Genomic DNA, 25807 nt, shown 5'->3' on the forward strand with positions numbered 1-25807 from the left:
TCAGTCCCCGTCCGCTCCGCCGCCGGCGGCCACGACCAGCCCGGATTCGTACGCGACGATCACCAGCTGGGCACGGTCCCGGGCGCCGAGCCTGCCCATGATCCGGCTCACGTGGGTCTTGGCGGTGAGCGGGCTGAGGCCGAGGGTCTCGGCGATCTCGGTGTTGTTCAGGCCGCGCGCGACGAGGCCGAGGACCTGGCGTTCACGGTCGGAGAGCGCCTCGGGGCCGCCGGGGGCGGTCGGGGTCCGGGGCGCGCTGAGGACCCGGGCGATCAGCCGGGCGGTCGGGCCGGGCGAGAGCAGGGCCTCGCCCGCGGCCACCGTCTTGATGGCGGCGAGCAGGTCGGCGGGCCTGGTGTCCTTGACCAGGAAGCCGGAGGCGCCCGCGCGCAGCGCGTCGACGACGTGGTCGTCGGTGTCGTACGTGGTCAGGACCAGCACCTTCACCCCGGCGAGGTCCTCGTCGGCGGCGATGCGGCGGGTGGCCTCGATGCCGTCGAGCTCGGGCATCCGGATGTCCATGACGACCAGATCGGCCCGCTCGGAGCGGGCCAGCGTGACCGCTTCGAGGCCGGTGGCGGCCTGGCCGACGACCTCCATGTCCGGGTCGGAGCCGACGAGCATCGCGAACGCGGCCCGGACGAGCGTCTGATCGTCGGCGAGCAGTACGCGGATCATGAAGCGGTCTCCGATTCCAGTCCCTGGGCCTGGCCCTGGCCCTGGCCCGGGCCGTGTGATTGTTGTCCCTGGGCCTGTGTCTGTCCCTGTGTCTGTCCCTGTGCCTGGAACGGCAGCAGCGCCGACACCTCGAAGCCGCCGCCGGGGCGGGGGCCGGCGTCCAGTGTGCCGCCCGTGCTGCGGGCCCGTTCCCGCATCCCGAGGATGCCGAACCCGGGCGCGGAGCCGTCGTCCACCGGTCCGGTCCCGTCGTCGGTGACCGTGACCCGCAGGGCGGCGGGGCCTGCCGGTTCCACGGCGACGCTGACGCGGACGCCGGCGCCGGCGTGCCGTACCGCGTTCGTCAGCGACTCCTGCACGATCCGGTACGCGGCCGCTCCGGTCGCCGGTGCGAGGCGGACCTCCGGTGCGCGGACCCGGAGGTCGACCCGCGCCCCGGCCGCCTCCGCGGCCCGTACGAGGCCGGGCAGTGCGGCGAGGCCGGGCAGCGGGCCGTCCGCGTCGTGCCGGCTGTCGTGCCCGGTGTCGCGCAGCACCTGGAGGGTCGTGCGCAGTTCGGCGCGGGCCTCCCGGCAGGTGCCGGCGATGTCGTCCAGCGAGGCGGCGATCGCCTTGCGGTCCAGCCGTTCCGGGTCGACGGTCAGGATGTGCGAGGCCACCGAGGTCTGCACGCCGATGAGCGTGATGCTGTGGGCCAGCAGATCGTGCAGATCGCGGGCGATCCGCAGCCGTTCCTCGGCGACCCGCCGCCTGGCCTCCTCCTCGCGGGTCCGTTCGGCGCGTTCGGCGCGCTCCAGCATCGAGGCGACGTACTGGCGGTAGATGCGCACGTCGACCCCGCAGAACAGCACCGCGACGATCCAGCCGGAGATGCGCAGCAGTTCGAACCCGTCGTGCGCGCTGATGCCGAGCACCACGGTCAGCATCACGGACATCACGCCGATGCCGGTGAACAGGGTGCGCAGCGGGCGGCCGGTCACGGCGACGGTGTAGAGCGCGATCCAGGTCTGCGGCATCGGAGCCGTGTGGACGTTGTCGAGGCCGTGGTAGAGCGCGAGCAGCGGGACCAGGGCGGCCAGCACGAGCACGGGTGCGCGCCGCCGCCACACCAGGAGCACCGTGCCGGCCGTCAGGAGGAGCCATCCGAGCGCGTCGGGTGCGTGGGAGCCGTCGCCGGACAGGGCGAGGGCGGCGGAGAGCGCACCGGCGCCCACCGCGATGAGGGCGTCGGTGCGCGTCCGGTGCGGCGCGTGCATGGGGTCGCGGTTGACGACGGCCAGGATGCGCTCGCGGCGGCGCGCGGTTCGGGACACGCCGCCATCCTCCGGTACGGGGCGGGGCACTGTCAGGGGGCCCTGACGAGTTCCGGTTCCCGCGGCGCGGGTACGGCGGGCATCCGGCTGAGCGCCCCCGGCCACCACATCCTGCGTTGCAGGGCCACGCTCGCCGAGGTGACGAGATAGGTGCGGACGAGGAAGGTGTCGAGCAGGACGCCGACGGCGACGACGAAGCCCATCTCCACCAGGGAGGTCAGCGGCATGTTCGTCAGGACCGCGAAGGTGCCGGCGAGCACCAGGCCCGCCGAGGCGATCACCCCGCCGGTGGTGCGCAGGGCGGTGAGCGCGGCCTCGGTGGGTTCGGCGCCGGCCCGTGACTCCTCGCGGACCCGGTGCATCAGGAAGATGCCGTAGTCGACGCCGAGCGCCACCAGGAAGACGAAGGACAGCAGCGGCAGTCCGGGGTCGGTGCCCTTGAGCCCGAGGAGTGGTTCGAAGACGAGCCCGCCGATGCCGAGCGCGGCGCCCCAGACGGCGACGACGGCGGTGACGAGCAGCAGCGGTGCGACGAGGCTGCGCAGCAGCGCGATCAGGATGAGCAGGACGCAGAGGATGACGAGCGGGACTACGACCTTCAGGTCCCGGGAGCTGGATTCCTCCAGGTCCATCTGCTGGGCGCCGGGGCCGCCGACGTGGGCCCCGTCCAGGCCGGCGCGCAGGGCGTTGACGGTGTCCCGCTCCCCCGCGGACTCGGGCTTGTCCTTGGCGACGACGGTCAGTTCGGTCCAGCCGCCGCCGCTTCGGCCGCGCTCGGCGGAGGCGACTCCGTCGGTGGTGCGGGCCTTCGCGAGTACGGCGTCGGCCCGGCCGGTGGGTGCGAGCACGGTGATCGGCTGGCTGGAGCGGCCGGGGAAGGCGTCGGCGAGTGTCTCCATGGCCGCGACCGAGTCGGGCTTGCTGGTGAAGGAGTCCTCCTGCCTGAGGTCGCCGGGCAGGTTGAACACCCCGAGCGCCAGCGCGCCCAGCAGTACCCCGCCGGTCACGAGTACGGCGACGGGCCGGCGTCCGGCCGAGCCGCCCATGGCGGCGAACACCGAGCGCCGCCGCAGGGGCTCGGCGCCGTACGCGGGGACGAGCGGCCAGAACACCCGGCGGCCGAGGAGCACCAGCAGCGCCGGCAGCAGCGTCAGCATCGCCAGGAGCGCGCACAGCACCCCCACGGCGGCGATGGGTCCCATTCCGCGGCTGCTGGTGAGATCGGCCGCCAGAAGGCACAGGAGGCCCGCTGCGACGGTCGCCGATGAGGCCACGACGGCGGGTCCGCAGCCGCGCAGCGCCGCCGCCATCGCCTCGCGCGGCCGTGCGAAGCGGGTCAGCTCCTCCCGGTAACGGGAGACCAGCAGCAGTGCGTAGTCGGTGCCCGCGCCGAAGACGAGGATGGTCATCACCGCGGAGCTCTGGCCGGTGACGGTGACGTCAAAGCCCCGGTTGAGTCCGTAGACGACGGCCATCGACAGGGCGTCGGCGACGCCCGCGACGACGAGCGGCACCAGCCAGAGCAGCGGGCTGCGGTAGATGAGGATCAGCAGGATCGCGACGACGGCGACGGTCGTGTAGAGCAGTGGGCCGCCGAGCGAGCCGTACACCTTCTTCGCGTCGGTGTTCAGCGCCCCCGGCCCGCCGACCTCGACGCCCAGTCCGTCGCCGCCCCTGGCGATCTCGCGCACCTCGTCGACGAACGCGGTCCGGGCGTCGTCGTCCTGGCCCGGCCCGGTCGTGGAGACCGGGTACATCAGGGTCGTGCCGTCGGCGGAGGGGACACCGCGCGGGGGTGCGGTGAGGGTGTGGCCGGCCGCCACCTCGGCGGTCTGGCGGGCGGCGGCGGTGCGGTCGGCCGGGGTCAGCCCGCCGTCGCGGTGGTAGACGAGGACGAGGTCGGTGGACTCGCCGCCGGGCAGCGCCTCCTGGATCTTCGCCACCTGGGTGGAGTCGGCGCTCGCCGGGAGATAGTCGACGGCGTGGTTGGCCTGGACGTCCGAGAGCTTGCCGGCCAGCGGCCCGGCGATCGCGATCGCGGCGACCCAGAGCGCGACGATCGCCCAGGGCAGCATCCGCCACCGGCCCCGTGCCTGTGCTTGTGCCTGCGGCTGTTGCTGTGGCGGCTTGCCACTGTCCTGCGTTGCGGCCCTCATACGAGCCCCCCTTCCGACCGGGTGTCTGGTTCATGTCCAGACTCCCGTCGGGCCGGGGCCGATTCCTCGCGCCGGAGACCGACATCCCCGCTACTTCCGGGGAGGGTGCGGCGCCCGTCCTACTCCCGCGGGAGTACGGGCGGGGCCGGAGGGATCAGGAGGGCGTACGCGCCGCCTCGGCGAGCAGCCGGGCGATGTCCTCGGCGCGGAGCTGGAGCGCCCCGCCGACCGTGGTCAGCACCTCGCGTTCGGCCTGGCTGTACGGGCCGTCGGCGAGTGCGATCCGGGCGCCCTGGAGCAGGATCGACTCGCGTCCGGCGGGGGCCAGATGCGGGGCGAGGGGCTCCAGCGCCTCGTGGAGCTCGATGGCGAGGGCGGCGCCGCAGGCCTCGGCTGCCGGGTCGAACGCCGAGCCGTGGCCGATGTCGACGGAGAGGACCTCGACGACGGTGGCGAGTTGCTCCTGTGTGCAGTCGTCGAACCCGGCGCCGCGCACGGTGGCGACCGCGGTCTCCAGGACCGTGCGGGAGGTGGTGCCGCCGGCCGCCAGGACGCCGAGCGCCACGGTGTGGACGGCGTCCTTGAGCATCGCGGAGAACCGGGTGGTGGTGGGGTGGTCGAGCGTGTCGGGGTCGAAGTGGGCGTGGCACGCGGCGCATTCGACGACCGGGCCCACGGTGCCGCGCCGCAGCAGCGGCACGCCCAGGACGGCGAACCGGCGACGTCCGGTGAGGCGACGGTAGTTGCGGTCACCTCCGCAGCCGGTGCAGAAGAACTCGCCGTCACCGACGGTGTCCCACATGGTGCGGATGCCGCAGATACGCAGCTTTATGGCGCGTTGTCCCAAGGCTGACCGCACGTCGCACACCTCCGTGACTCCCCCGTGGCCCCGAGGCCGCGGGAGGTACCCGCACGGCAACATTGCCGTGTTGACGTGATGTTAACCACATCGACCGGAGGACGTCAGCACCTCGCTCGTCACAACCGCCCGGAGATGGCCGAACCCCGCCCCCCGGATGCGGGTGGGCGGGGTCACGAACCGTACTGCTTCATGCCCTTTCGGGCGCGGGGGTCAGCGGGTGGCGCGGTTGACCGCCGAGACGACCGCCTTCAGCGAGGCCCGGGTGGTGTTGGCGTCGATGCCGATGCCCCACAGGACCTTTCCGTCGATCGCGCACTCGATGTACGAGGCGGCCTGCGCGCTCGCGCCCTCGCTCATCGTGTGCTCGGTGTAGTCCAGCAGCCGGGCGTCGATGCCGATGGCCTGCAGCGCCTCGAAGAACGCCGAGATCGGGCCGTTGCCGGTGCCGGTGAGCACGGTGTCCGCGCCGTCCACCGTCGCCTCGACGGTGATCGTGTCCTGGCCGTCGGACCCGGTGGTGGTCTGGCCGGAGCGGATCTGTACGCGCCCCCACTGCGCCGCGGCGTCCCCGGGGCTGGGCAGGTACTCGTCCTGGAACGTCGTCCAGATCTGCGCCGGCGTGACCTCGCCGCCCTCGGCGTCGGTCTTGGCCTGAATGATCCGGGAGTACTCGATCTGCATCCGGCGCGGCAGGTCCAGCTTGTGGTCGTTCTTCAGGACATACGCGATTCCGCCCTTGCCGGACTGCGAGTTGACCCGGATGACCGCCTCGTAACTGCGGCCGACGTCCTTCGGGTCGATCGGCAGGTACGGCACCGCCCACTCGATGTCGTCCACCGTCTTGCCCTGGGCGGCCGCGTCGGCCTCCATGGCGTCGAAGCCCTTCTTGATGGCGTCCTGGTGGGAGCCGGAGAAGGCGGTGTAGACCAGGTCACCCGCGTAGGGGTGGCGCGGGTGGACCTCCATCTGGTTGCAGTACTCGCTGGTGCGGCGGATCTCGTCGATCTGCGAGAAGTCGATCTGCGGGTCGACGCCCTGCGAGAAGAGGTTCATGCCCAGCGTCACCAGGTCGACGTTGCCGGTGCGCTCACCCTGGCCGAACAGGCAGCCCTCGATCCGGTCCGCCCCGGCCATCAGGGCCAGCTCGGCGGCGGCGACGGCGGTGCCGCGGTCGTTGTGCGGGTGGACGGACAGGCAGACGAACTCGCGGCGCGACAGGTTGCGCGACATCCACTCGAACCGGTCGGCGTGCGTGGACGGCGTCGAACGCTCCACGGTGGCGGGCAGGTTGAGGATGATCTCGCGGCCCTCCTCGGGCTGCCAGACGTCGCACACCGCCTCGCAGACCTCCAGGGCGAAGTCCAGCTCGGTGTCGGTGAAGATCTCGGGGCTGTACTGGTAGCCGAAGATCGTCTCCTCGCCCAGGATCTTCTCGGCGTACTCCATGACCAGCCGGGTGCCGTCCACGGCGATCTGCTTGACCTGCTCCCTGGAGCCGCGGAAGACCACGCGGCGGAAGGTGGGGGCGGTCGCGTTGTACAGGTGGACGGTGGCGCGGTGGGCGCCGACCAGCGATTCGACGGTCCGCTCGATCAGCTCCTCGCGGGCCTGCGTCAGGACGGAGATCGTCACGTCCTCGGGGATCGCGCCCTCTTCGATGATGGAGCGGACGAACGCGAAGTCGGTCTCGCCGGAGGACGGGAAGCCGACCTCGATCTCCTTGTAGCCCATGCGCACCAGCAGGTCGAACATCTCGCGCTTGCGGGCCGGTGACATCGGGTCGATCAGTGCCTGGTTCCCGTCGCGCAGGTCCGTGGAGAGCCAGCGGGGTGCGACCGTGACCCGCTGGTCCGGCCAGGTGCGGTCGGGGATCTCGACCGCCTCGTAGTGGCCGTACTTGCCGATCGGCATCCCGGACGGCTTCTGCAGCCCCGTGGCGTTGGTGATCGGCGTGGGACGGCCGACGGCGTCGGCGGCGGGGGCCTGGGCGGGATTCACTGCGGTCATGACGTGGGGCTCCTCGGAGTCCGGCAAAGAGGGGGTCCCCCTGCTCTTCAAGAGCTCGGGGGAGGCCGACCGTGTCGCTGCAACACCGGACTCCGCGGGGAGGGGGTCGGCCTACGACTTACAGACCCTCGCCGCGGCAGCTAAGAAGGAGCAGCCCAAAACGCATGATGCGAAGAGAGTAACCGAGCAACGCCCGAGAGGTCGGTGCCGTATCAGTATGCGGGACCGGGCGTCGGTAACGGGTGAACGGTGACCGATCACTCTATTTCATCAATCCTGGTGGCAACCAGTGACACAGCGATCACACAGTGCCACAGTCGATTGCATGCAGCCTCGAACTCAGCACGGGTTCCACCCCGTCCTCTGCACCATCGTGCCGCCCCACGTCCTCGACAAGCTGTCGCAGTCCGACGATCCCGTCCTGGCGGGCCCGGCCCGCCGCACCCTGGAGGCCGACGCCGCCCGGCGCACCCGCCGCCAGGTCACGACCCCCGTACCGCCACGCGTCGCCCCCGCACCGGAGGGAGACCGTTCCGGCAAACCGGACCGCACCCTGTACGACTGCCGGCACGGCACCGAGCTGCCCGGCACCAAGGTCCGCGCCGAGGGCGAGGACCCCACGGGCGACGCCAGTGTCAACCGCGCGTACGCGGGCCTCGGAGCCACCTTCGAACTGCTGCTCAAGGCATACGGGCGGCGTTCGATCGACGGCAACGGGCTGCCGCTGATCGGCTCCGTGCACTACGACGAGAAGTACAACAACGCCTTCTTCGACGGCGAGCAGATGGTGTTCGGCGACGGGGACGGGGAGATCTTCCTGGACTTCACCGTCTGCATCGACGTCATCGCCCACGAGCTGGCGCACGGCCTCACCCAGTACACGGCCAACCTGAGCTACTACGGCCAGTCCGGCGCGCTCAACGAGTCCGTCTCGGACGTGTTCGGTTCCCTGGTCAAGCAGTACTCGCTGGGCCAGACCGCCGAGCAGGCCGACTGGCTGATCGGCGCCGGCCTGCTGGCGCCCAGGGTCCAGGGGGTGGCGCTGCGCTCGATGAAGGCGCCCGGCACCGCGTACGACGACGACGTGCTCGGCAAGGACCCGCAGCCCGCGTCGATGGACGACTACGTCCACACCGGCGACGACAACGGCGGAGTGCACCTCAACTCCGGTATCCCGAACCGCGCGTTCTATCTGCTGGCGACCGCGCTCGGCGGCAGTTCCTGGGAGAAGGCCGGACAGCTCTGGTTCGATGTGCTCACCGGTGGTGAACTGGCGGTGGACGCGGACTTCGCGTCCTTCGCCCGGCTGACCGTCGCGGCGGCACGCAGCCGGTTCGGCGAGGGGGACGAGGCGGAGGCGGTCCTCAAGGCCTGGTCGGAGGTGGGCGTACCGACCGCGTAGACAGCAGGGCCCGCCCGTCGAGGAAGGACACCGTATGCGGATCAAGGTGAGCAGGACCGGCGGCTTCGCCGGTATCGCACGCCACCGCGAGATCGACACCTCCGGGCGGGCCGACGCCCGCGAATGGGAGACCCTGGCCGAATCGGCGCTCACCGGCGGCCGGGACGCCCCGCCGGCCGGCGTTCCGGACGGCTTCGGCTACCGGATCACGGTCGGCGACCGGACCGTGCACTGCGCGGACCCGCGGCTGACCGACGCCCAGCGCGCGCTGGTCTCACGCGTCCTGAAGGAGGGCGCGTGAGCCCGGCGCACCGCTGACGGGCGACAGAACCACGAGCTGGGGCTCCGGCGGGCGTCAGAACCGCGAGCTGGGGCTCCGACAGGGGTCAGAACCCCAGCTTGCGCAGCTGCTTGGGATCCCGCTGCCAGTCCTTGGCGACCTTCACGTGCAGGTCCAGGAAGACCGGCGTACCGAGCAGCGCCTCGATGTGCTTGCGCGACTTGATGCCGACGTCCTTGAGCCGCTTGCCCTTCGGGCCGATGATGATGCCCTTCTGGCTGGGCCGCTCGATGTAGACGTTGGCGTGGATGTCGAGCAGCGGCCTGTCCGCCGGACGGTCCTCGCGCGGGAGCATCTCCTCGACGACGACCGCGATGGAGTGCGGCAGCTCGTCGCGTACGCCTTCGAGCGCGGCCTCCCGGATCAGCTCCGCGACCATGACCATCTCGGGCTCGTCGGTGAGGTCGCCCTCCGGGTAGAGCGGCGGGCTCTCGGGGAGCAGCGGGGCGATCAGGTCGGCCAGCAGGCCGACCTGGTCGTCCTTGACGGCCGAGACCGGGATGATCTCCGCCCACTCGAAGCCGAGCTCCTCGCCGACGCGGGAGACGGCCAGCAGCTGTTCGGCGAGCTGCTTGGACTCGACCAGGTCGGACTTGGTGATGATCGCGATCTTGGGCGTCTTCTTGATGCCCGCGAGTTCCTTGATGATGTATTTGTCGCCGGGGCCGAGCTTCTGGTCGGCGGGCAGGCAGAACCCGATGACGTCGACCTCGGCCCAGGTGGTGCGTACGACGTCGTTGAGACGCTCGCCCAGCAGGGTGCGCGGCTTGTGGAGGCCGGGGGTGTCGACCAGGATCAGCTGCGCGTCCGGCCGGTGCACGATGCCGCGGACCGTGTGCCGGGTGGTCTGTGGCCGGTTGGACGTGATCGCCACCTTCTGGCCGACCAGAGCGTTCGTAAGGGTGGACTTGCCCGCGTTGGGACGGCCCACGAAGCAGGCGAAGCCGGCCCGGTGCGGGGCGGTGTTCTCAGCCTGCTGCGCAGCAGCTTCTGGGTTAGGTCGAGCGCTCATGGCGCCCATTGTCCCCGATCCCGGCGGCACTGCCGCACCAAGGCGTCCGGCGGGGCCGCCGGGCCCCTCCTCTCAGGCCGCGCGGCGACGGCTCCGACGTGCCCGTATCCACAGCCCCGCGCCCCCGGCAAGAATCACCAGCAGCACCCCGGCGACCAGCCAGGGCAGCGCGAAGTACGAGGCGGCGGCGGACTCGCGGGTGTCGCGGGCGCTGGCCGTCAGCTTGACCTCGCCCCACTCCAGCTGCGGCGAGCCCTTCCACTCCTCGGTGAGCCGGACCTCCTGGCGGGGCAGCAGCTCGGACGGGATCTTTTTGAGGTCGCGGGCGAGCAGGGTGCGGCCGAAGAGGCCCTCGGCCTTGAGGGCGACCTTGGGGCTGAGGGTGACGTTGCCGCGGTTGCGGAGCGTGTACGAGATGACCGCGCGGGACTTCCCGGTGCCCGGGACGAGCGGCTGGGTGTGCTCGACCTTGACGTCGTCGACGGAGAGCGCTGGCATCGTGGGGCCGTTGACGCGCAGATAGATCCGGGCGCCGACCGCCTTCTGGATGCCGACGGCCACGGCGCCCGCGTCGGCGGGGTCGATGCGCTCGTCCAGGGCGACGAGGGCGCCGGGGTGATCGCCCGGTTCGGCGTCCTCGGGGACCTTGATCGTGACGGGCACGGTGACCGAGCCGTGCGGCTTCACGGTGACCCGGTCGCGGTCGGTCCTGGCCCAGGCGCCGACGGAGCGCTGCTTCTCGTTCTGCGCGCGGACCGCGAATCCGCCGTCGCGTTCGGTGTTGTACGCGTCGGCCGCGTACAGCCGGAAGGTCAGCGGGTCGCCGGTCTTGTTCTTGACGGTCACCTTGTCGGTGAGGGTGGCTCCGGGGTCGGCCGAGAGATAGAAGTACGGCCGGGTGCCGGTGGCGGCGGTGGCCGGGAAGACCGACCAGCTGCCGTTGTCGGCGGCGTCGGCCGCGGGGGCGCCCAGCAGGAGCAGGGCTGTGGACAGCAGGGACGACAGGAATACGGACAGCTTGCGCACGGTGGCGGGCCCCCAGGGTGCACGCATGGGCGGGGTGGTGGACCGGCCGGGTGCGCGCCCGGCCCACCGGTGGATCGGTGCTTACCGGCTCACGTCAGGGTGAGTGTGAGCACTCCGGAGTAGGTGCCGGTGGCGGAGTACGCCGGCACGTCCAGTGACAGCCCGGCGTCCACGGTGAACTCGCCGCCGGTGAAGGCGCCGTTCGGCGTGGAGGCGAGGGTGGCTCCCGCGCTGCCGACCGAACCCTCGGAACCCGCCGCGCAGGTGCTCGGGCTGCCGGCCTTCGCCGTGCAGGCCGGGCTCCAGGCGAGCGCGGAGGCGCCGATGGTGGCACCGGCCGGACCCTTGAAGTCGGTGACCTTTCCGGTCAGCGACCAGCCCGCGGGGCCGCCGCGGAAGTCCTTGACCGTCACGGTCCGCAGGGCGCCGGTGGATGCGCCGCCCTGCCCGAAGTCGACCGCCGACAGTTCGACGGAGTCCCCGGCCTGCGACATGGAGAGCGTGCCCGCCTTGACGGACGAGGTCAGCTTCTGGCTGCCGTCCGGTGTCTCCCCTCCGCCGCCGCCGGTGACGGTGTAGGCCTGGGGGCCCGCACCCTTGGCGGCGTCCCAGCCGGCGCCCTCGTAGGCGACGATCGCGGTGGTCGCCGGGTCGTTGACGGTCAGCTGTCCGGTGAAGGCACCCGATCCGTCCGCCGTGGCCGTCGCCGTGTCGCCGGTCAGGGCGTCCCCGGCCCGGCCGGCGAGGGTGACGGCCGCGCCCGCGGTGAACTTCGACCCGGTCACGGTGACCTGGTCACCGGCCGCGCCGGAGGCCGTACCGAGCTGGATGGCGCGCTCGTTGACCTGACCGGCGCCGTCCGTCGCGATGATCGTCTGGGAGACGGGCGCGGGCGGATCGGTGACCGTGCAGGGCGTGTCCAGCTCCATGATGTAGCTGGTGTGGATGTTGTAGTCGCCGGGCGAGAGGGTGATCTCGCCGGGCGCGGTGACCTTGAAGGTGCCGGTCATGGCGAACGACGGGAACGCGCCCTTGCCGGGCACCGGGTCGTTCTTCTTCGGGCCCGCCACCGTGATGTCGGTGGACTGCGCACCGGCGACGGTGACCTTGCCGGTCGGCGTCATGATGTCGGCGGGCAGCGCCAGGTCGACCGGGTTGCTCGCGGCCGGTGTGACGACGGTGTACGTCACCTTGACCGTGTCGCCGACCTTCGGGGCCGCGTTGTCGACGCTGATCTGCGCGGACGTCGTCCCGTCGATCGGCGGGATCCCGGCGATCGCGGGCGGGATGCAGTGGGTCGGGAAGTCCACCGCCACGGATGCCGCCGCCATGGCCTGGGCGGGCCCGGCGAGCAGTCCTCCCCCGGTGACGACGAGCGCGCCCACACCCAGCGCGGCGGCCCAGCGGCGGCTTCGGCGCCGCGTCCCCGGGCTGTCGGATCTTCGAATGGCTGGACTCATGGAGCCCCCTCCTGCGGGATTTGCGGCGCAGCGGCTCTTCCGCGCCGGCAGGGGGCCATTGATGACTCCGGCCGAAAAGAAGTCAATGGGATCGAAACGCGCTGACTGATGTGCCATCAGATACTGTCAAGATCCATGCTCCCGCACCTGGTGTGCGGAGGTCAGCCCGCCGTCACGCTGAGCCGCAGCACCCCGTCCGGTCCGGCGAGCAGCACCGGGGTGTCCGCCCCTCCCAGGTCCCGTACCGCGGCACGGTCCTCCTCCGACGGCGTCTCGGCCTCGGAGACGACCGCGGCCGCCTCCAGCGAGGTGGCGCCGCTCGCCACGGCCATGGCGACGGCCGTCCGGAGCGCGCTGAGGCGCAGCGACTCCAGCTGCACCGTGCCCGCCACATACGTACGTCCGGTCTCGTCCCGTACGGCCGCGCCCTCCGGCACACCGTTGCGGGCGCGGGCGCTGCGCGCCAGCGTGACGATCTTGCGGTCCTCGGCGCCGAGGTCGGTGCTATCGGTCATGTGCCGAGCATACGAAGCGCCCGGAGGCGAAACCAAGCCCCTCCGGCGCTTGAGGAGCGGGGGCCCGGAGACACAGAGCCCCCGAAACGCCCCTACCCCCGGTCCAGCCGCAACCGCTCCGCCCGCGGCAGCCCCGCCACCACCAGGTCGTAACTGTCCTCGATCAGCTCGCGCAGCCTCGCGTCCGGCAACCCCGACACCGTCACCGTGTTCCAGTGCCGTTTGTTCATGTGCCACCCCGGCGCGACGGCCTCGTGCTCCTCCCGGAGCCGCACCGCTTCGTCGGGGTCGCACTTGAGGTTCACCGTCAGCGGCCGCGCCTCCAGGGAGCTCAGCGCGAACATCTTGCCGAGCACCTTGAAGACGGACGCCTCCGGCCCGAACGGGAACTCCTCGGCGCTCGCGTTGAACTCCAGGCAGAACGCCCTCAGCTCCTTCGGGGTCATGCCGCCGCCTCCTCCTGCGGAGCCAGCGGCTCCACCAGCACTGTGACGATCTTGTTCCGGCGGCCCGCCGGGGACTCCGCGGTCAGCCGCAGCCGCCGCCCGTCGGGCAGTTCCACCTCCGAGGAGGCCCCTGCGATCGGGACCCGGCCCAGCGCCTTCGCGAGCAGCCCGCCGACCGTCTCCACGTCCTCGTCGTCGTACTCGTCGAGGCCGAACAGGTCTCCGAGGTCCCCGATGTCGAGGCGCGCGGTGACCCGGAAGCAGCCGTTCTCCAGCTCCTGGACCGGCGGGAGTTCGCGGTCGTACTCGTCGGTGATCTCGCCGACGATCTCCTCCAGGATGTCCTCGATGGTGACGATGCCCGCCGTGCCGCCGTACTCGTCGATGACGACCGCGACGTGGCTGCGGTCCTGCTGCATCTCGCGCAGCAGATCACCGGCGTTCTTCGTGTCGGGCACGAACGCGGCGGGGCGCATCGCCGTGGAGACCAGATCGGCCTCCGACTCCCGGTTGATGTGCGTCTTGCGGACCAGGTCCTTGAGATAGACGATCCCGACGATGTCGTCCTCGTTCTCCCCGGCGACCGGGATCCGCGAGAAACCGGAGCGCAGCGCGAGGGTGAGCGCCTGCCGGATCGTCTTGTAGCGCTCGATGCAGACCAGGTCGGTGCGCGGCACCATCACCTCGCGCACCAGGGTGTCGCCGAGTTCGAAGACGGAGTGCACCATGCGGCGCTCCTCGTCCTCGATCAGGGACTCCTGCTCGGCGAGGTCGACCATCGCCCGCAGTTCGGCCTCACTGGCGAACGGTCCCTTGCGGAACCCCTTGCCCGGCGTCAGCGCGTTGCCGATGAGGATCAGCAGCTGCGGGACGGGGCCCATGACCCTGGCCAGCGGCAGCAGGACGTACGCCGACGCCGTGGCCGTGTTCAGCGGGTGCTGGCGGCCGATGGTGCGCGGCGAGACCCCGATGGCGACGTAGGAGACGAGGACCATCACCCCCATGGCGACGGCCAGCGCCTCCCAGGTCTCCGGGAGTTCCTTCAGACAGGCGTACGTGACCAGCACCCCGGCCGACATCTCGCAGGCGACCCGCACCAGCAGGGCGACATTGAGATAGCGGGTCGGATCGGCCGCGACCTGTTCCAGTTTGTCGCTGCCGCGACGGCCCGAGCGGACCGCCTCGGCCGCGCGGAAGCTCGACGTGCGCGCGATACCGGCCTCGGCACACGCCGCCAGCCAGCCGACGACGACCAGCACGACGACCCCGAATACGAGCGGCAGACTCACGAGACGGTGGGTGCGGGCGACGGACCGGTCATACCGCGCTCACCGCGCCATCCGTCGACGATCGCCGCCTGGAGGCCGAACATCTCGGCCTTCTCGTCCGGCTCCTCGTGGTCGTAGCCGAGCAGGTGCAGCACCCCGTGGACGGTGAGGAGCTGGAGCTCCTCGTCCATGGAGTGCTGCGTCTCGGCGTCCTCACCCTGCTTCTTGGCGACCTCCGGGCAGAGCACGATGTCGCCGAGGAGCCCCTGCGGGGGCTCCTCGTCGTCCTTGGCCGGCGGACGCAGCTCGTCCATCGGGAAGGACATGACGTCCGTCGGGCCCGTCAGGTCCATCCACTGGATGTGGAGCTGCTCCATGGCGCCGGTGTCCACCACGATCACCGAGAGCTCGGAGAGCGCGTGGATCCGCATCCGGGCGAGTGCGTAGCGGGCGATGTCGAGGATCGCCTGCTCGTCGACCTCGGTTCCGGACTCGTTGTTGACGTCGATCGACATGGTGCGCTGCTACTGCTTCCCGTTGTGGCGGCCCTGGCCCTTGCCGGCCCGGCCGTCCTGTTCGACTTGGCTGTCGTACTTCTCGTACGCGTCGACGATACGGCCGACCAGCCTGTGCCGGACGACATCCTGGGAGGTGAGCCGGGAGAAGTGCACGTCGTCGAGGCCCTCCAGGATGTCCTGCACCTGGCGCAGACCGCTCTTGGTCCCGTTCGGCAGGTCGACCTGGGTGACGTCACCGGTGACGACGATCTTCGAGTCGAAGCCCAGCCGGGTCAGGAACATCTTCATCTGCTCGGCGCTGGTGTTCTGCGCCTCGTCGAGGATGATGAAGGCGTCATTGAGCGTGTTGTGCGTCAGCAGGTAATCCTGCGTGACGTACAGCGAGTCCTCCGCCGCCACCTGGATACACACGGACTCCTCACGACCGGCCGGTTCGATGCTGTCGATGAAACGCATCGGACGGCCGCCGCCGCCTGCCTCGTGGTACTTCTCCGCCTTACGGGCGAGGCGGAAGGGCTCGATGCCCTCGGGGAGCCGGATGTCGACGACGTGCGCGTCGTAGCGGTGATGCACCTCGCGGCCCTTGGCCCGCCCAGGTGCACGCCCTTCGGCAGCCCGGCGACGGGTGTACGCGACACCGCCGAGTGACTGCACGAGGGCAACCACGTCGTCGCGCAGCATGATCGATGCAGTCGTGTACTGAACGCGGCAGGTGCGGTCCGCCTGAGTGACCGGACCGCCGTCCGCGTCGAGCAGCCCCTGAAGCACGGCGAGGCGGACGTCGGCGGCATTGCAGAGGTAGGAGTCCGGGACGAACTTGGAATGCGAGCGTGTCCCGACCAGGTCGAGTGCCCGCAGGACACGGGTGACCGGGTTCTCCAGCGTGACCACGTCGCCCGGAGCCTTCACCCTGTTCAGGACGTAGTCGGGCCCGCCCTTGTGCCGTACGGAAATGCCCGGCAGCGAGCCCTCCAGCGCCTCGGCCAGTTCAGGATCCTCCGTGGCGAACGAGGGGGTCGTCGATCCGGTCAGGCAGCCGTCGCCGAGCAGGAGACCCAGCGCGTACGGGTCCATCGGAACCTCGCGCTCGGGCAGGCTGACCGGCGCGGTGAGCATCGGCAGCTCGTAGCGGCGTGCGCGTGCCGCGCGAAGGTTGCCGATCATCTCCTTGGTCTCCAGGACCCGCCACGGCTTGTCCCGGCGCTTGTCCGATGCCGTGCGAACGGTCCACAGGTGCTCGTCGCAGCACAAGGTCCAGGAACCGTCCTGGGCGCTGACGCGATAGATGTCCTTCTCGCCCTGCGGGTACACGCCGAGGACGGGGGTCGGCTCACCGTTCGAGCCGATGACCAGGTCTCCGACCTGAAGGGCACCGATGGGCCGCCAGCCGTCCGGCGTCAGGACGTTGGTGAAGACAGGCTGGCTCCTGCCCCTCATATAAGCCAGCGGCGCCACCTCGATCGTGCCCGCCGCCATCAGCCGCGGGATCGAGTCCGGGTCGAGCATGTCGTGCAGCGCGTCGTAGAGCGGGCGCAGATACGGGTCGATCTTCTCGAAGAGCGTGCCGGGCAGGAAGCCGAGCCGCTCGCCCGCCTCGACCGCCGGCCGGGTCAGGATGATCCGGCTGACCTGCTTGGACTGCAGCGCCTGGACGGCCTTGGCCATGGCGAGGTAGGTCTTGCCGGTACCGGCGGGGCCGATGCCGAACACGATCGTGTGCTTGTCGATCGCGTCGACGTACCGCTTCTGGTTGAGCGTCTTGGGGCGGATCGTGCGGCCGCGGCTGGAGAGGATGTTCTGCGTGAGCACCTCGGCCGGGGTCTCCGTGCCGTCCGCCTTGCCGTTGTCGCTGGCCTTGAGCATCGCGATCGAACGTTCCACGGCGTCCTCCGTCATCGGTTGACCGGTGCGGAGCACCAGCACCATCTCGTCGAACAGGCGCTGGATCAGGGCGATTTCCGCCGTGTTCCCCGTCGCGCTTATCTCATTGCCCCGGACGTGGATGTCGGCTGCCGGGAACGCCGCTTCGATCACGCGCAGCAGCGAGTCGCCCGATCCCAGGAGCATCACCATGGGGTGTGCGGCCGGAATCCTGATGCGGGCACGCGCCTGCGGCTGTGTGGGTGTCTGAGTCATGGGCCGGCCCTCGGGCCTGCGCATACCTCCCGTTGCAGGGCTGTCGCTGCTCGACAACCTCTGGACTACCAAGCGTACGACTCCGTACCGACAACACCGAGAGGTTTTCACGCGCGGAAGCGGCCGGGCCGGTCACGGCCGGAAGCCGATCGTCGGGACGGCCCTGCGCAGCGGCCAGTGGCGGGCCGCCGACGGGAGCAGGTCCTGGAGGAACGCGTACCGCTGGAGCGCCGCCGGGTCCTGGTCGGCGCAGGTGCGGACCTGCTGCCACCAGGCGGCGACCTCCGCCCAGCCGGGGGCCGACAGCGAGCCGCCGAACTCCTGGACCGAGAGGGCGGCGGTGAGTCCGGCGAAGGCGAGCCGGTCGGCGAGCGGCCAGTTGGCCAGGGTGCCGGTGACGAAGCCGGCGACGAAGACGTCGCCCGCGCCGGTCGGGTCGAGCGCCTCGACCTCGATCGCGGGGACCTCGGCGGCGGTCCCGGTGACCGCGTCGACCGCGTAGGCGCCCTCGGCGCCGAGTGTGACGACGGCGAGCGGTACGTGTTCGGCGAGCGCGTGCGCGGCGGCGCGGGGGCAGTCGGTGCGGGTGTAGCGCATGGCCTCCTCCGCGTTGGGGAGGAACGCCTCGCAGTGCGCCAGGTCGGTCAGGCCGGCCAGGTCCCAGCGGCCGGTCTCGTCCCAGCCGACGTCGGCGAAGACCATGGCGCCGCGGCGGGCCGCCGCGGCCACCCACGGCTCGCTGCGGCCCGGGACGAGCGAGGCGACGGCGGCGCGGGCCCGCGGCGGGCACTGCGGGAAGGCGGCGGTGGTGGCCGGGCCCGGCGCGGCGGGCGGCGGGGCCTCGTGGCCGTGCGAGACCATCGTCCGCTCGCCCTCGTACGCCATGGAGACGGTCACCGGGGAGTGCCAGCCGCGGACGGTGTGCGACATGGAGAGGTCGATGCCCTCGCCCTGCTCCAGCGCGTCCCAGCAGTACTCGCCGTAGTGGTCGTCGCCGAAGGCCGCGGCCAGTGAGGTGTGCAGGCCGAGCCGGGCCAGTGCGGTGGCCATGTTGGCGACCCCGCCGGGGCTGGAGCCCATGCCGCGCGCCCAGGACTCGGTGCCGCGCACGGGGGCGCTGTCCAGGCCGGTGAAGATGATGTCGAGGAAGACCGTGCCGGTGAGGAAGACGTCGCAGTCCGGGTCCTGCGGTGCGCGCAGTCCGTCCAGTGGGTCGATTCCTGGAATCCCAGTGCTCACCTTGCACTCCCCGGTCGTGGCAGTTCCGGCCAGTGTGCCCGATTCACTCGACCGTCCGGGTGGTCCGCGCCGAGTCCGTACACACAGAGCCTGACCTGCATAAACATGCTTTGCTACCCGCATATTAAAGTGGCAAACACATAAGTGGCTCAGATCACAGCGTGGCGACTTTCGGTCGGCCGGGAGCACTTGATACAAATTGGCCCGCGAGCACCGTTGGGGGCAGTTTCCGGCGAGTGTGTCGCCTTCTCCGTATTTTCTGCATTTCCACGCATTTTCCTCATGTGTGCCTCGGTGCGTCCTACTGCTGGACGTGCCAACCCCTCGCTGTCTTCTCCGCCTCCTCTGGCATGTCTTCAGGAACGCCCATGTCCTCGCGCCCTCGCGCCGCGTGGCCGCTGGTTGCCGTGTTCACCGCCGGTTACCTCGCCGCTAATCTGCTCCCCACCATCCTGGGGAGACTCTCCGCCCATCTGGGTCTCAGCGCCGCCCAGGCCGGCCTGGTCGGCAGTGCGCTGCTGCTGAGCTCGGCGACCGCCGGGTTCTGCCTGGCGGGCCGGGTCGAGACGTACGGGCCGCGCAGGCCCGCGCGGATCGGGCTGGTGCTGGCCGCGCTGGGCTACGGCTGCGCGGCGCTGGCCGGTTCCGTGCCGCTGGTGGTCATGGGTGTGATGGTCGGCGGCTTCGGCTCCGGTACGGCGACCGCGGTCGCCGCGGCGGGCATCGCCACCCAGCGCGATCCGCACCGGACCTCGTCGCTCGGGCTGCTCAGTGTCTCCGCGACCGCGGGCGTCCTCTACCTGACGATCCCTCATCTGGGCGGCGGCCACCGGCTGCCGTTCGCCTCGATCGCCGTGACCGCGCTCCTCGTCTGCCTCGCCACCTCACGGCTGGACGCCCCGGTGTCCGCAGGCCCCGCCGCCCCCGCCTCCGGCCGGCTGCCGCACCGCCGCTCCGGTCTGGTGCTGGCGGGCGGCATGCTCGTCTGGTCGATGGCGCAGAACGCGCTGTGGGGCGTCAGCAGCCGCATCGGCGTGGTTCAGGCGGGGCTCTCCGAGGTCACCACGGGAGCGGTCTTCGCCGCCGCGCTCGGCGCCGGTCTGCTCGGAGTGATGGGCGCCGGGCTGCTGGGCGCACGGCTCGGGCGCGCGATGCCGATCGGCCTCGGCACCGTGATCATCGCGGCCGGCATCGTGCTCAGCTCGTCGGCGGGCGACCTCGGCTCGTTCGCGACCGGAGAAATCATCTGGAATGCCTTCTACCCGGTGGTCCTGTCGTATCTGATCGGCCTGGCCGCGTCACTGGACGTACGCGGCCGCTGGGCGGTCCTCGCCGGCTCGGCCTCGTCCCTGGGCCTGGCCTGCGGGCCGCTGCTGGGCAGCGTGCTGTCCGAGGAGTTCGGCTACCCGACGATGGGGCTGATCCTTGGCGCCACGACCCTGCTGGTCGCCGTCCCGGTGACGGCTGTCGCCCTGCACACCGGTAGCCGCCCGCTGGTACTGGGATCGGTGCGCCGCAGGGGCGGTGCTCCGGCGGCCCTGCTCGCGGTCACCACCGGCTCGGTGCCGGGCGCCGTGCCCTGGCTCGGCGCGCCCGAGCAGGCCGTCACGGAGCTCAGCCTGCCCGAGCTGCGCCGCAGGCGCCTGGTCAGGAGCGCGTTCCGGACGGCCGGCGGGGACGGTCAGTCGAACACGTAGGCCTCGACCTCGGACAGGTAGCGCGCCCGGCGCTCCTCGTCGTGGTCGAGGAAGGCCGCCTCGAAGGAGTTGCGGGCCAGGGTGCGCAGTTGTTCGCGCTCCAGGCCGAGCGCCTCGTGGACGGCGTGGAAGGTGTCCCCGACGTACCCGCCGAAGTAGGCGGGGTCGTCGGAGTTCACCGTGCAGAGCAGCCCGGCGTCCATCATGGCCCGCAGCGGGTGCTCCTCCAGGGTGTCGATGGCCCGCAGCCGTACGTTGGACAGCGGGCACAGGGTGAGCGGTACCCGGTCGGCGACCAGCCGCTTCACCAGTTCCGGGTCCTCCATGCAGCGCAGCCCGTGGTCGACGCGCTCCACGCCGAGTACGTCGAGCGCCTCGCGGATGTAGGCGGGCGGCCCCTCCTCGCCCGCGTGCGCGACCTTGCGCAGTCCGAGCGCCTCGGCGGCCGCGTACACCTCACGGAACTTGGCGGGCGGGTGGCCGACCTCGGCGGAGTCCAGGCCGACGGCACTGATCCGGTGCAGATGCGGCTTCGCGGCCTCCAGGGTCTCCAGGGCCGATTCGGCGGACAGGTCGCGCAGGAAGCACATGATCAGCTGGGTGGAGACGCCGTGCTTCTCCTCGCTGCGCTCCAGCGCCCGGCCGAGTCCCTCGACGACCGTGCCGATCGGGACGCCCCGGGCGGTGTGCGCCTGCGGGTCGAAGAAGATCTCGGCGTGCCGTACGCCCTGGGCGGCGGCGCGGGCGAGGTAGGCGTCGGCGAGATCGGCGAAGTCGTCCTCGGTCCGCAGGACCGCCATCAGCGCGTAGTACAGGTCGAGGAAGGTCTGCAGATCGTCGAAGAGGTAGGCGGTGCGCAGTGCCTCGGTGTCCGCGTACGGGAGGTGCACGCCGTTGCGTGCGGCGAGCGCGAAGGCCAGCTCGGGTTCGAGGGTTCCTTCGATGTGGAGGTGGAGTTCGGCTTTGGGGAGGTGCACGGTTTCTCGCTAACGCAGGTGGTGCTGGTGTCTGTTACTGGTGACGGGTGGGGACCGGGACCCGGATCAGGTCCTGGGCGACGGTCAGTTCGCCCTCGAAGCCGGCGGCCCGTGCCTGGGTCTCGAAGGCTCCGGGGTCCGGGTAGCGCTGCGAGAAGTGTGTGAGCACGAGGTGCCGTACGCCCGCCTCCCGCGCCACCCGGGCCGCCTGTCCGGCGGTCAGGTGGCCGTGGTCGGTGGCCAGCCGTTCGTCCTCGTCGAGGAAGGTCGACTCGATGACCAGCATGTCGCATCCCTCGGCGAGCGCGTGCACGCCGTCGCAGAGCCTGGTGTCCATGACGAACGCGAACCGCTGTCCGCGCCTGCGCTCGGAGACGTCGTCGAGCGTGACACCGCCGAGGGAGCCCTCGCGCTGGATCCGGCCGACGTCGGGTCCCGCGATGGAGTGCTCGGCGAGCCGGGCGGGCAGCATGCGGCGCCCGTCGGGTTCGACGAGGCGGTAGCCGTACGACTCGACGGGGTGCGAGAGCTTGTGGGCGCTGAGGGTGTACGCGTCCGTGGTGGCCAGCGGTCCGTCGGCGGCGACCGGGGCCTCGGTCAGCTCGACGGACTCGCGGTAGGCGGTCGCGTACCGCAGCCGGTCGAAGAAGTGCTGCCCGCTCGCCGGGTAGTGCGCGGTGACGGGGTGCGGGACCTGGTCGAGGTTGATCCGCTGGATCACCCCGGCCAGGCCGAGCGAGTGGTCGCCGTGGAAGTGCGTGACGCAGATCCGGTTGATGTCGTGCGCGGCGACGCCGGCCCGCAGCATCTGGCGCTGGGTGCCCTCGCCGGGGTCGAAGAGGAGGCCCTCGCCGTCCCAGCGCAGCAGGTAGCCGTTGTGGTTGCGGTGCCGGGTCGGGACCTGGCTGGCTGTGCCGAGGACGACGAGTTCACGTGCGGACACGGTGCGGGACCGCCCTAGCCGGGCGGCCACTGGAGGCCGCGGCCGCCCAGGACGTGCGCGTGTGTGTGGAAGACGGTCTGCCCGGCCCCGGCGCCGGTGTTGAACACGACCCGGTAGCCGGTGCCCACGATCTTCTCGTCGGCGGCGACCTCTCCGGTCTCGCGCAGGACGTCGGCGAGGACCTGCGGTTCGGCGGCGGCGAGGGACGCGGCGTCCGGGTAGTGGAGCCGCGGGATGACGAGCACGTGGGTGGGGGCCTGGGGGTTGATGTCGCGGAAGGCGACGGTGGTGTCGGTCTCCCGGATGATGGTGGCCGGGATCTCACCGGAGACGATCTTGCAGAACAGGCAGTCGGGCTGCGGTTCTCCTGCCACGGGGTGCTCCTCAGTCTCGGTGATCCGTACGGGGGCAGCCTAGCGGGCGGGGCGCGGGCCTTTTCGGGGGCGCTGCCCCGTACCCCCGCTCCTCAACCGCCGGAGGGGCTCGAATGTTCGGCCTCGCCGGCGGTTGAGGCGCGGGGTCCGGGGCGGGGCCTCGGTCACGGTGCTCCGGAGGGGCTCTGGTTCCGCGGCTCGGGCAGTGGCGGGGCCGTCTTCGCCGGGGTCCGGGTCAGCGACTCCAGCGCGATCCTGATCGCCTCGTCGACCTGCGGATCCCGTCCCGCGGCCCGGTCCTGCGGCGTCATGACGACCTCGACGTCCGGGTCGACGCCGTGGTTCTCGACGCCCCAGCCGTACCCCTCCAGCCAGAAGGCGTACTTCGGCTGGGTGACCAGGGTGCCGTCCACCAGCCGGTAGCGGCTGTCGATGCCCACCACACCGCCCCAGGTGCGGGTGCCGACCACCGGGCCGATGCCCAGCAGTTTGATCGCCGCGTTCACGATGTCGCCGTCCGAACCGGAGAACTCGTCCGCCACGGCGACGACCGGCCCACGGGGCGCGTCGCCCGGGTAGCTCTGGGGCCGGCTGCCGCGGGGCAGGTCCCAGCCGACGATGCGGCGGGCCAGCTTCTCCACGATCAGCTGCGAGGTGTGGCCGCCGCGGTTCTCCCGTACGTCCACCACCAGCCCCTCGCGGGCGACCTCGGTGCGCAGGTCGCGGTGGATCTGGGCCCAGCCAGGTCCGGCCATGTCGGGGATGTGGATGTAGCCGAGGCGTCCGCCGGAGTGCTCGTGGACGTAACGGCGCCGGTCGGCGACCCACGCGTGGTAGCGCAGCGCCTCCTCGTCGGCGACCGGTACGACGACGACATGGCGCGGGTCGCCGCCGTCGGCCGGTGAGACGGTCAGCTCGACCGGGTGGCCGGCCGAGCCGGTGAGCAGCGGTCCGGGGCCGGTGACACGGTCGACGGGGTGGCCGTCGACGGCCAGGATCCCGTCCCCGGCGCGGACGGCGACGCCCGGTGCGGCGAGCGGTGCGCGGGCCGCGGGGTCGGAGGTCTCGGACGGCAGGATCCGGTCGATGCGCCAGCTCCCGTCGTCCGCGCGGGAGATGTCGGCGCCGAGCAGCCCCTGCCGGGCCGAGTCGTCGTGCCATCCGCCGGACGGCCTCACATAGGCGTGGGAGGTGCCGAGTTCGCCCTGTACCTCCCACAGCAGGTCCATGAGGTCGTCGTGGGTGGCGACGCGTTCCAGCACCGGCCGGTAGCGGTCCAGGACGCCGGCCCAGTCGACACCGCCCATGTCGGGGCGCCAGAAGTTGTCCCGCATGATGCGGCCGGCCTCGTCGTACATCTGCCGCCATTCGGCGGCCGGGTCCAGGGTGCGGCGGATCCGGGAGAGGTCGACGGTGATGCTGCCCTCGCCGTCGTCGTCATCGGAGCCGCCCGGCACGCGGCTGTCGGACGGTACGACGCGCAGTTTGCCGTGGCTGTGCAGCACCAGCCGCCTGCCGTCGCCGCTGACCGCGAACCGGGCGATGTCGGAGGCGAGTTCCTCGCAGCGCAGCTTCTCCAGGTCGTACCGCTCCAGCACGGTCTCGGGGCGGCGGGCGTCGGGCGTGGCCCCGCTCGTGCCGAGGACTCCGGTGACCGGGTGGCGCAGCCAGAGCAGCCCGTCCTTCGCGGCCCTGAGCGAGGAGTAGTTGGCGGCCTCGACGGGCAGCGGCACGATCCGGTCGGCGAGGCCGTCCAGGTCGATGCGGGTGACCGGGAGCGCGGTGGGGTTGTCGTCGCCCTCGGCGCTCTTCTCCCGCTCGGTCGGGCGGCCGTGGAGCTGCGGCCCGAACGGGGAGGGGGTGGTCGCGGCGAGCGTCAGCAGATGCGGCCGGCAGCCGCCGATGAAGGCCAGGTCGAAGACGTGTGAGTCGTAGACCGGGTCGAAGGCCCGCTCGGAGAGGAAGGCCAGGTGCTTTCCGTCGGCGGTGAAGGCGGGTGCGAAGTCCCGGAACCGCAGCGGGGTGGCGTCGGACACCGTCAGATCGGCGAGGTGGGCGAGCTTGACCTGGCTCAGCGGTTCGGGGCCGGGGTGCGACCAGGCGAGCCAGGAGGAGTCGGGTGAGAAGACGAGCCCGGAGGCGTCGCCGTGCTCGCTGCGGTCCACCTCGTGGACCTCGCCGCTCTCCCGTTCGACGATCAGTACGCGGCCGTCGTGGGCGGCGACGGCGAACCGGCTGCCGTCGGGGGCGGGGGCCAGGTCGAGGACCCGGCCGAGCCGGCCCGCGGCGAGCCGGCGCGGTACGGCGTCGGGCGAGGTGCCGGTGGCGGGTGCGCACTCCAGCGCGTCGTCGCCCTCGGCGTCGGTGACCCAGACGACGTGCTGGTCGCCGTCGGCCTGGAAGGTGCGGGGCAGCCTGGCCCGTACGCCGGGTTCGACGGCGAGTGCGCGGGCCGGGCCCTCGCGGTGGGTGACCCAGTGGACGGCTCCGCGGGACCCGACGGCGCTGCCGCGGCCGGTGCGGTCCGGGGACGCGGCGCTCAGATGGCTGCCGGCGTGCACGGGGTGCGGCTGGAGGTCGGCGCGCTGGCCGCCGAGCCGGATGCCGAGGCGGCGGGGCTCGTCGCCGTCCAGGCTGTCGAGGAGCCAGAGCTCTCCGGCACTGGCGTAGGTGACCCGGGTGCCGTCGGTGGTGGCGTGCCGGGCGTAGAAGCCCTCGACGCCGGTGTGCCGGCGCAGGCCGGTGCCGTCGGGGAGGCAGGAGTAGAGCGCTCCGACGCCTTCGTGGTCGGAGAGGAAGGCGATGCGCTCGCCCACCCACATCGGGCACTCGATGTTGCCGTCGAGCTCCTCGTTGACCCGTACGAACTCCTGCGGGGACCCGTCGCCGGGTGTCTCCCCGGTGGCGATCCAGAGCTTGCCGGCCGTGCCGCCCCGGTAGCGCTTCCACTTGGCGGCCTCGCGCCCCATGGTGGCCGAGAGCAGCAGAATCCGTCCGCCGGGCCCGTACGCGAGGGATCCGACCGGCCCGTACGGCAGGGTCCGCGCGGGGCCCGCGTCGACCGGTACGGCGCGGGCCCAGGTGCGGCGCAGCGAGACCTGGCCCTGGGCGCTGATCACCAGCACGTCGCCCTCGGGCGTCCAGCCCTGCACGGCTGTCTGCGCGTCGCCCCAGTACGTCAGCCGCCTGGAGGGGCCGCCGTCGACGGGGGCCAGGTGCACCTCGGGCACCCCGTCCCTGGTGGACGTCCAGGCGACGAGGGTGCCGTCGGGAGATATCCGCGGCTGGGTGACGGGTCGGTTGTCTGCGCTGACTCGCCAGGCTCGGCCGCCGTCGAGCGGCGCCAGCCAGACATCGTCCTCGGCGGTGAAGGCGATCAGGTCGCCCTGGACATGGGGATAGCGGAGGTAGGAAGGCTGCGTCACATCGATCACCCTA

21 protein-coding genes are annotated in these 25807 nt (G+C 71.6%); 3 read left to right on the forward strand and 18 right to left on the reverse strand.

The annotated features are described in order from the left end of the window. The 5 genes from ACZ6S6_RS04150 to leuA form a co-directional block, all read right to left on the reverse strand. Positions 1-678: a response regulator gene (locus ACZ6S6_RS04150; RefSeq protein WP_469703738.1), complete on the reverse strand. Its 678-nt coding sequence runs from the start codon at positions 676-678 to the stop codon at positions 1-3. Beyond that, on the reverse strand, positions 675-1934 hold the full coding sequence (locus ACZ6S6_RS04155; RefSeq protein WP_469703878.1) for a sensor histidine kinase: 1260 nt from the start codon (positions 1932-1934) through the stop codon (positions 675-677). The genes ACZ6S6_RS04150 and ACZ6S6_RS04155 overlap by 4 nt, the downstream gene beginning before the upstream one ends. An 89-nt stretch (positions 1935-2023) precedes the next feature. Beyond that, a complete protein-coding gene (locus ACZ6S6_RS04160; protein ID WP_469703880.1) occupies positions 2024-4066 on the reverse strand; it encodes an MMPL family transporter in 2043 nt (680 codons plus the stop codon). A gap of 235 nt (positions 4067-4301) precedes the next feature. Beyond that, entirely contained in the window at positions 4302-5006 is a 705-nt protein-coding gene (locus ACZ6S6_RS04165) for a TerB family tellurite resistance protein (protein WP_469703741.1), read from the reverse strand. 213 nt (positions 5007-5219) lie between these two features. Next, positions 5220-7016, reverse strand: coding sequence for a 2-isopropylmalate synthase (gene leuA / locus ACZ6S6_RS04170; protein ID WP_362962655.1), 1797 nt, complete (start codon positions 7014-7016; stop codon positions 5220-5222). A 325-nt stretch (positions 7017-7341) separates the two neighbouring features. Here leuA and ACZ6S6_RS04175 point away from each other — a divergent pair, with 325 nt between their 5' ends. Both ACZ6S6_RS04175 and ACZ6S6_RS04180 read left to right on the forward strand, forming a co-directional pair. Further along, positions 7342-8418, forward strand: a complete 1077-nt coding sequence (locus tag ACZ6S6_RS04175) for a M4 family metallopeptidase (RefSeq protein ID WP_469703743.1) — start codon at positions 7342-7344, stop codon at positions 8416-8418. A gap of 34 nt (positions 8419-8452) precedes the next feature. After that, a complete protein-coding gene (locus ACZ6S6_RS04180) occupies positions 8453-8719 on the forward strand; it encodes a protealysin inhibitor emfourin (RefSeq protein ID WP_362962651.1) in 267 nt (88 codons plus the stop codon). Between the two features lie 85 nt (positions 8720-8804). Here ACZ6S6_RS04180 and era read toward each other — a convergent pair whose 3' ends face one another. The 9 genes from era to ACZ6S6_RS04225 all read right to left on the reverse strand — a co-directional run bounded on the left by era (position 8805) and on the right by ACZ6S6_RS04225 (position 18378). Next, positions 8805-9779: a GTPase Era gene (era, locus tag ACZ6S6_RS04185; protein WP_362962649.1), complete on the reverse strand. Its 975-nt coding sequence runs from the start codon at positions 9777-9779 to the stop codon at positions 8805-8807. 63 nt (positions 9780-9842) lie between these two features. Continuing rightward, positions 9843-10796 carry a WxL protein peptidoglycan domain-containing protein gene (locus ACZ6S6_RS04190; protein ID WP_469703882.1) on the reverse strand — a complete coding sequence of 318 codons (954 nt, stop codon included), beginning with the start codon at positions 10794-10796 and terminating at the stop codon, positions 9843-9845. 89 nt (positions 10797-10885) lie between these two features. Further along, positions 10886-12256, reverse strand: coding sequence for a WxL domain-containing protein (locus ACZ6S6_RS04195; protein WP_469703747.1), 1371 nt, complete (start codon positions 12254-12256; stop codon positions 10886-10888). Between the two features lie 161 nt (positions 12257-12417). After that, positions 12418-12771, reverse strand: a complete 354-nt coding sequence (locus ACZ6S6_RS04200; protein ID WP_362962643.1) for a cytidine deaminase — start codon at positions 12769-12771, stop codon at positions 12418-12420. A 92-nt stretch (positions 12772-12863) separates the two neighbouring features. Beyond that, positions 12864-13217 (reverse strand): MmcQ/YjbR family DNA-binding protein, encoded by a 354-nt coding sequence (locus ACZ6S6_RS04205; RefSeq protein ID WP_362962641.1) that lies wholly within the window; start codon positions 13215-13217, stop codon positions 12864-12866. Beyond that, positions 13214-14506, reverse strand: a complete 1293-nt coding sequence (locus ACZ6S6_RS04210) for a hemolysin family protein (RefSeq protein WP_362962639.1) — start codon at positions 14504-14506, stop codon at positions 13214-13216. The genes ACZ6S6_RS04205 and ACZ6S6_RS04210 overlap by 4 nt, the downstream gene beginning before the upstream one ends. Then, on the reverse strand, positions 14503-15000 hold the full coding sequence (ybeY, locus tag ACZ6S6_RS04215) for an rRNA maturation RNase YbeY (RefSeq protein WP_362962637.1): 498 nt from the start codon (positions 14998-15000) through the stop codon (positions 14503-14505). The genes ACZ6S6_RS04210 and ybeY overlap by 4 nt, the downstream gene beginning before the upstream one ends. 9 nt (positions 15001-15009) lie before the next feature. Continuing rightward, positions 15010-17139, reverse strand: coding sequence for a PhoH family protein (locus ACZ6S6_RS04220; RefSeq protein ID WP_469703751.1), 2130 nt, complete (start codon positions 17137-17139; stop codon positions 15010-15012). Between the two features lie 132 nt (positions 17140-17271). Next, positions 17272-18378: a carbohydrate kinase family protein gene (locus ACZ6S6_RS04225; protein WP_362962633.1), complete on the reverse strand. Its 1107-nt coding sequence runs from the start codon at positions 18376-18378 to the stop codon at positions 17272-17274. Positions 18379-18746: 368 nt separating this feature from the next. Between ACZ6S6_RS04225 and ACZ6S6_RS04230 the strand changes: the two genes are divergently transcribed. Continuing rightward, a complete protein-coding gene (locus ACZ6S6_RS04230) occupies positions 18747-20075 on the forward strand; it encodes an MFS transporter (protein WP_362962631.1) in 1329 nt (442 codons plus the stop codon). Here the strand turns inward: ACZ6S6_RS04230 and ACZ6S6_RS04235 are convergent. The 4 genes from ACZ6S6_RS04235 to ACZ6S6_RS04250 all read right to left on the reverse strand — a co-directional run bounded on the left by ACZ6S6_RS04235 (position 20060) and on the right by ACZ6S6_RS04250 (position 25794). Beyond that, positions 20060-21052 (reverse strand): adenosine deaminase, encoded by a 993-nt coding sequence (locus tag ACZ6S6_RS04235; RefSeq protein ID WP_469703754.1) that lies wholly within the window; start codon positions 21050-21052, stop codon positions 20060-20062. The genes ACZ6S6_RS04230 and ACZ6S6_RS04235 overlap by 16 nt on opposite strands. Positions 21053-21086: 34 nt before the next feature. Further along, entirely contained in the window at positions 21087-21995 is a 909-nt protein-coding gene (locus tag ACZ6S6_RS04240; RefSeq protein WP_469703756.1) for a ribonuclease Z, read from the reverse strand. 14 nt (positions 21996-22009) lie between these two features. Next, the gene (locus tag ACZ6S6_RS04245) at positions 22010-22369 is read right to left on the reverse strand and encodes a histidine triad nucleotide-binding protein (protein WP_362962625.1); all 360 of its coding nucleotides are present in this window, start codon (positions 22367-22369) and stop codon (positions 22010-22012) included. 164 nt (positions 22370-22533) lie between these two features. Beyond that, positions 22534-25794 carry a S41 family peptidase gene (locus tag ACZ6S6_RS04250; protein WP_469703759.1) on the reverse strand — a complete coding sequence of 1087 codons (3261 nt, stop codon included), beginning with the start codon at positions 25792-25794 and terminating at the stop codon, positions 22534-22536. Between the last annotated feature and the right edge of the window lie 13 nt (positions 25795-25807).

The sequence above is a fragment of the Streptomyces sp. NPDC048671 genome (genome assembly GCF_055587045.1).

Excerpts from the sequence above, each read along its gene's own strand:
- ACZ6S6_RS04205 (WP_362962641.1), bottom strand. The coding sequence starts at position 13,217 with ATGACCCCGAAGGAGCTGAGGGCGTTCTGCCTGGAGTTCAACGCGAGC.
- ACZ6S6_RS04200 (WP_362962643.1), bottom strand. The coding sequence starts at position 12,771 with ATGACCGATAGCACCGACCTCGGCGCCGAGGACCGCAAGATCGTCACG.
- ACZ6S6_RS04160 (WP_469703880.1), bottom strand. The coding sequence starts at position 4,066 with ATGCTGCCCTGGGCGATCGTCGCGCTCTGGGTCGCCGCGATCGCGATC.
- ACZ6S6_RS04155 (WP_469703878.1), bottom strand. The coding sequence starts at position 1,934 with ATGCACGCGCCGCACCGGACGCGCACCGACGCCCTCATCGCGGTGGGC.
- ACZ6S6_RS04230 (WP_362962631.1), top strand. The coding sequence starts at position 18,747 with ATGTCCTCGCGCCCTCGCGCCGCGTGGCCGCTGGTTGCCGTGTTCACC.
- ACZ6S6_RS04195 (WP_469703747.1), bottom strand. The coding sequence starts at position 12,256 with ATGAGTCCAGCCATTCGAAGATCCGACAGCCCGGGGACGCGGCGCCGA.
- ybeY (WP_362962637.1), bottom strand. The coding sequence starts at position 15,000 with ATGTCGATCGACGTCAACAACGAGTCCGGAACCGAGGTCGACGAGCAG.
- ACZ6S6_RS04220 (WP_469703751.1), bottom strand. The coding sequence starts at position 17,139 with ATGACTCAGACACCCACACAGCCGCAGGCGCGTGCCCGCATCAGGATT.
- ACZ6S6_RS04180 (WP_362962651.1), top strand. The coding sequence starts at position 8,453 with ATGCGGATCAAGGTGAGCAGGACCGGCGGCTTCGCCGGTATCGCACGC.
- ACZ6S6_RS04150 (WP_469703738.1), bottom strand. The coding sequence starts at position 678 with ATGATCCGCGTACTGCTCGCCGACGATCAGACGCTCGTCCGGGCCGCG.
- ACZ6S6_RS04175 (WP_469703743.1), top strand. The coding sequence starts at position 7,342 with ATGCAGCCTCGAACTCAGCACGGGTTCCACCCCGTCCTCTGCACCATC.
- leuA (WP_362962655.1), bottom strand. The coding sequence starts at position 7,016 with ATGACCGCAGTGAATCCCGCCCAGGCCCCCGCCGCCGACGCCGTCGGC.
- era (WP_362962649.1), bottom strand. The coding sequence starts at position 9,779 with ATGGGCGCCATGAGCGCTCGACCTAACCCAGAAGCTGCTGCGCAGCAG.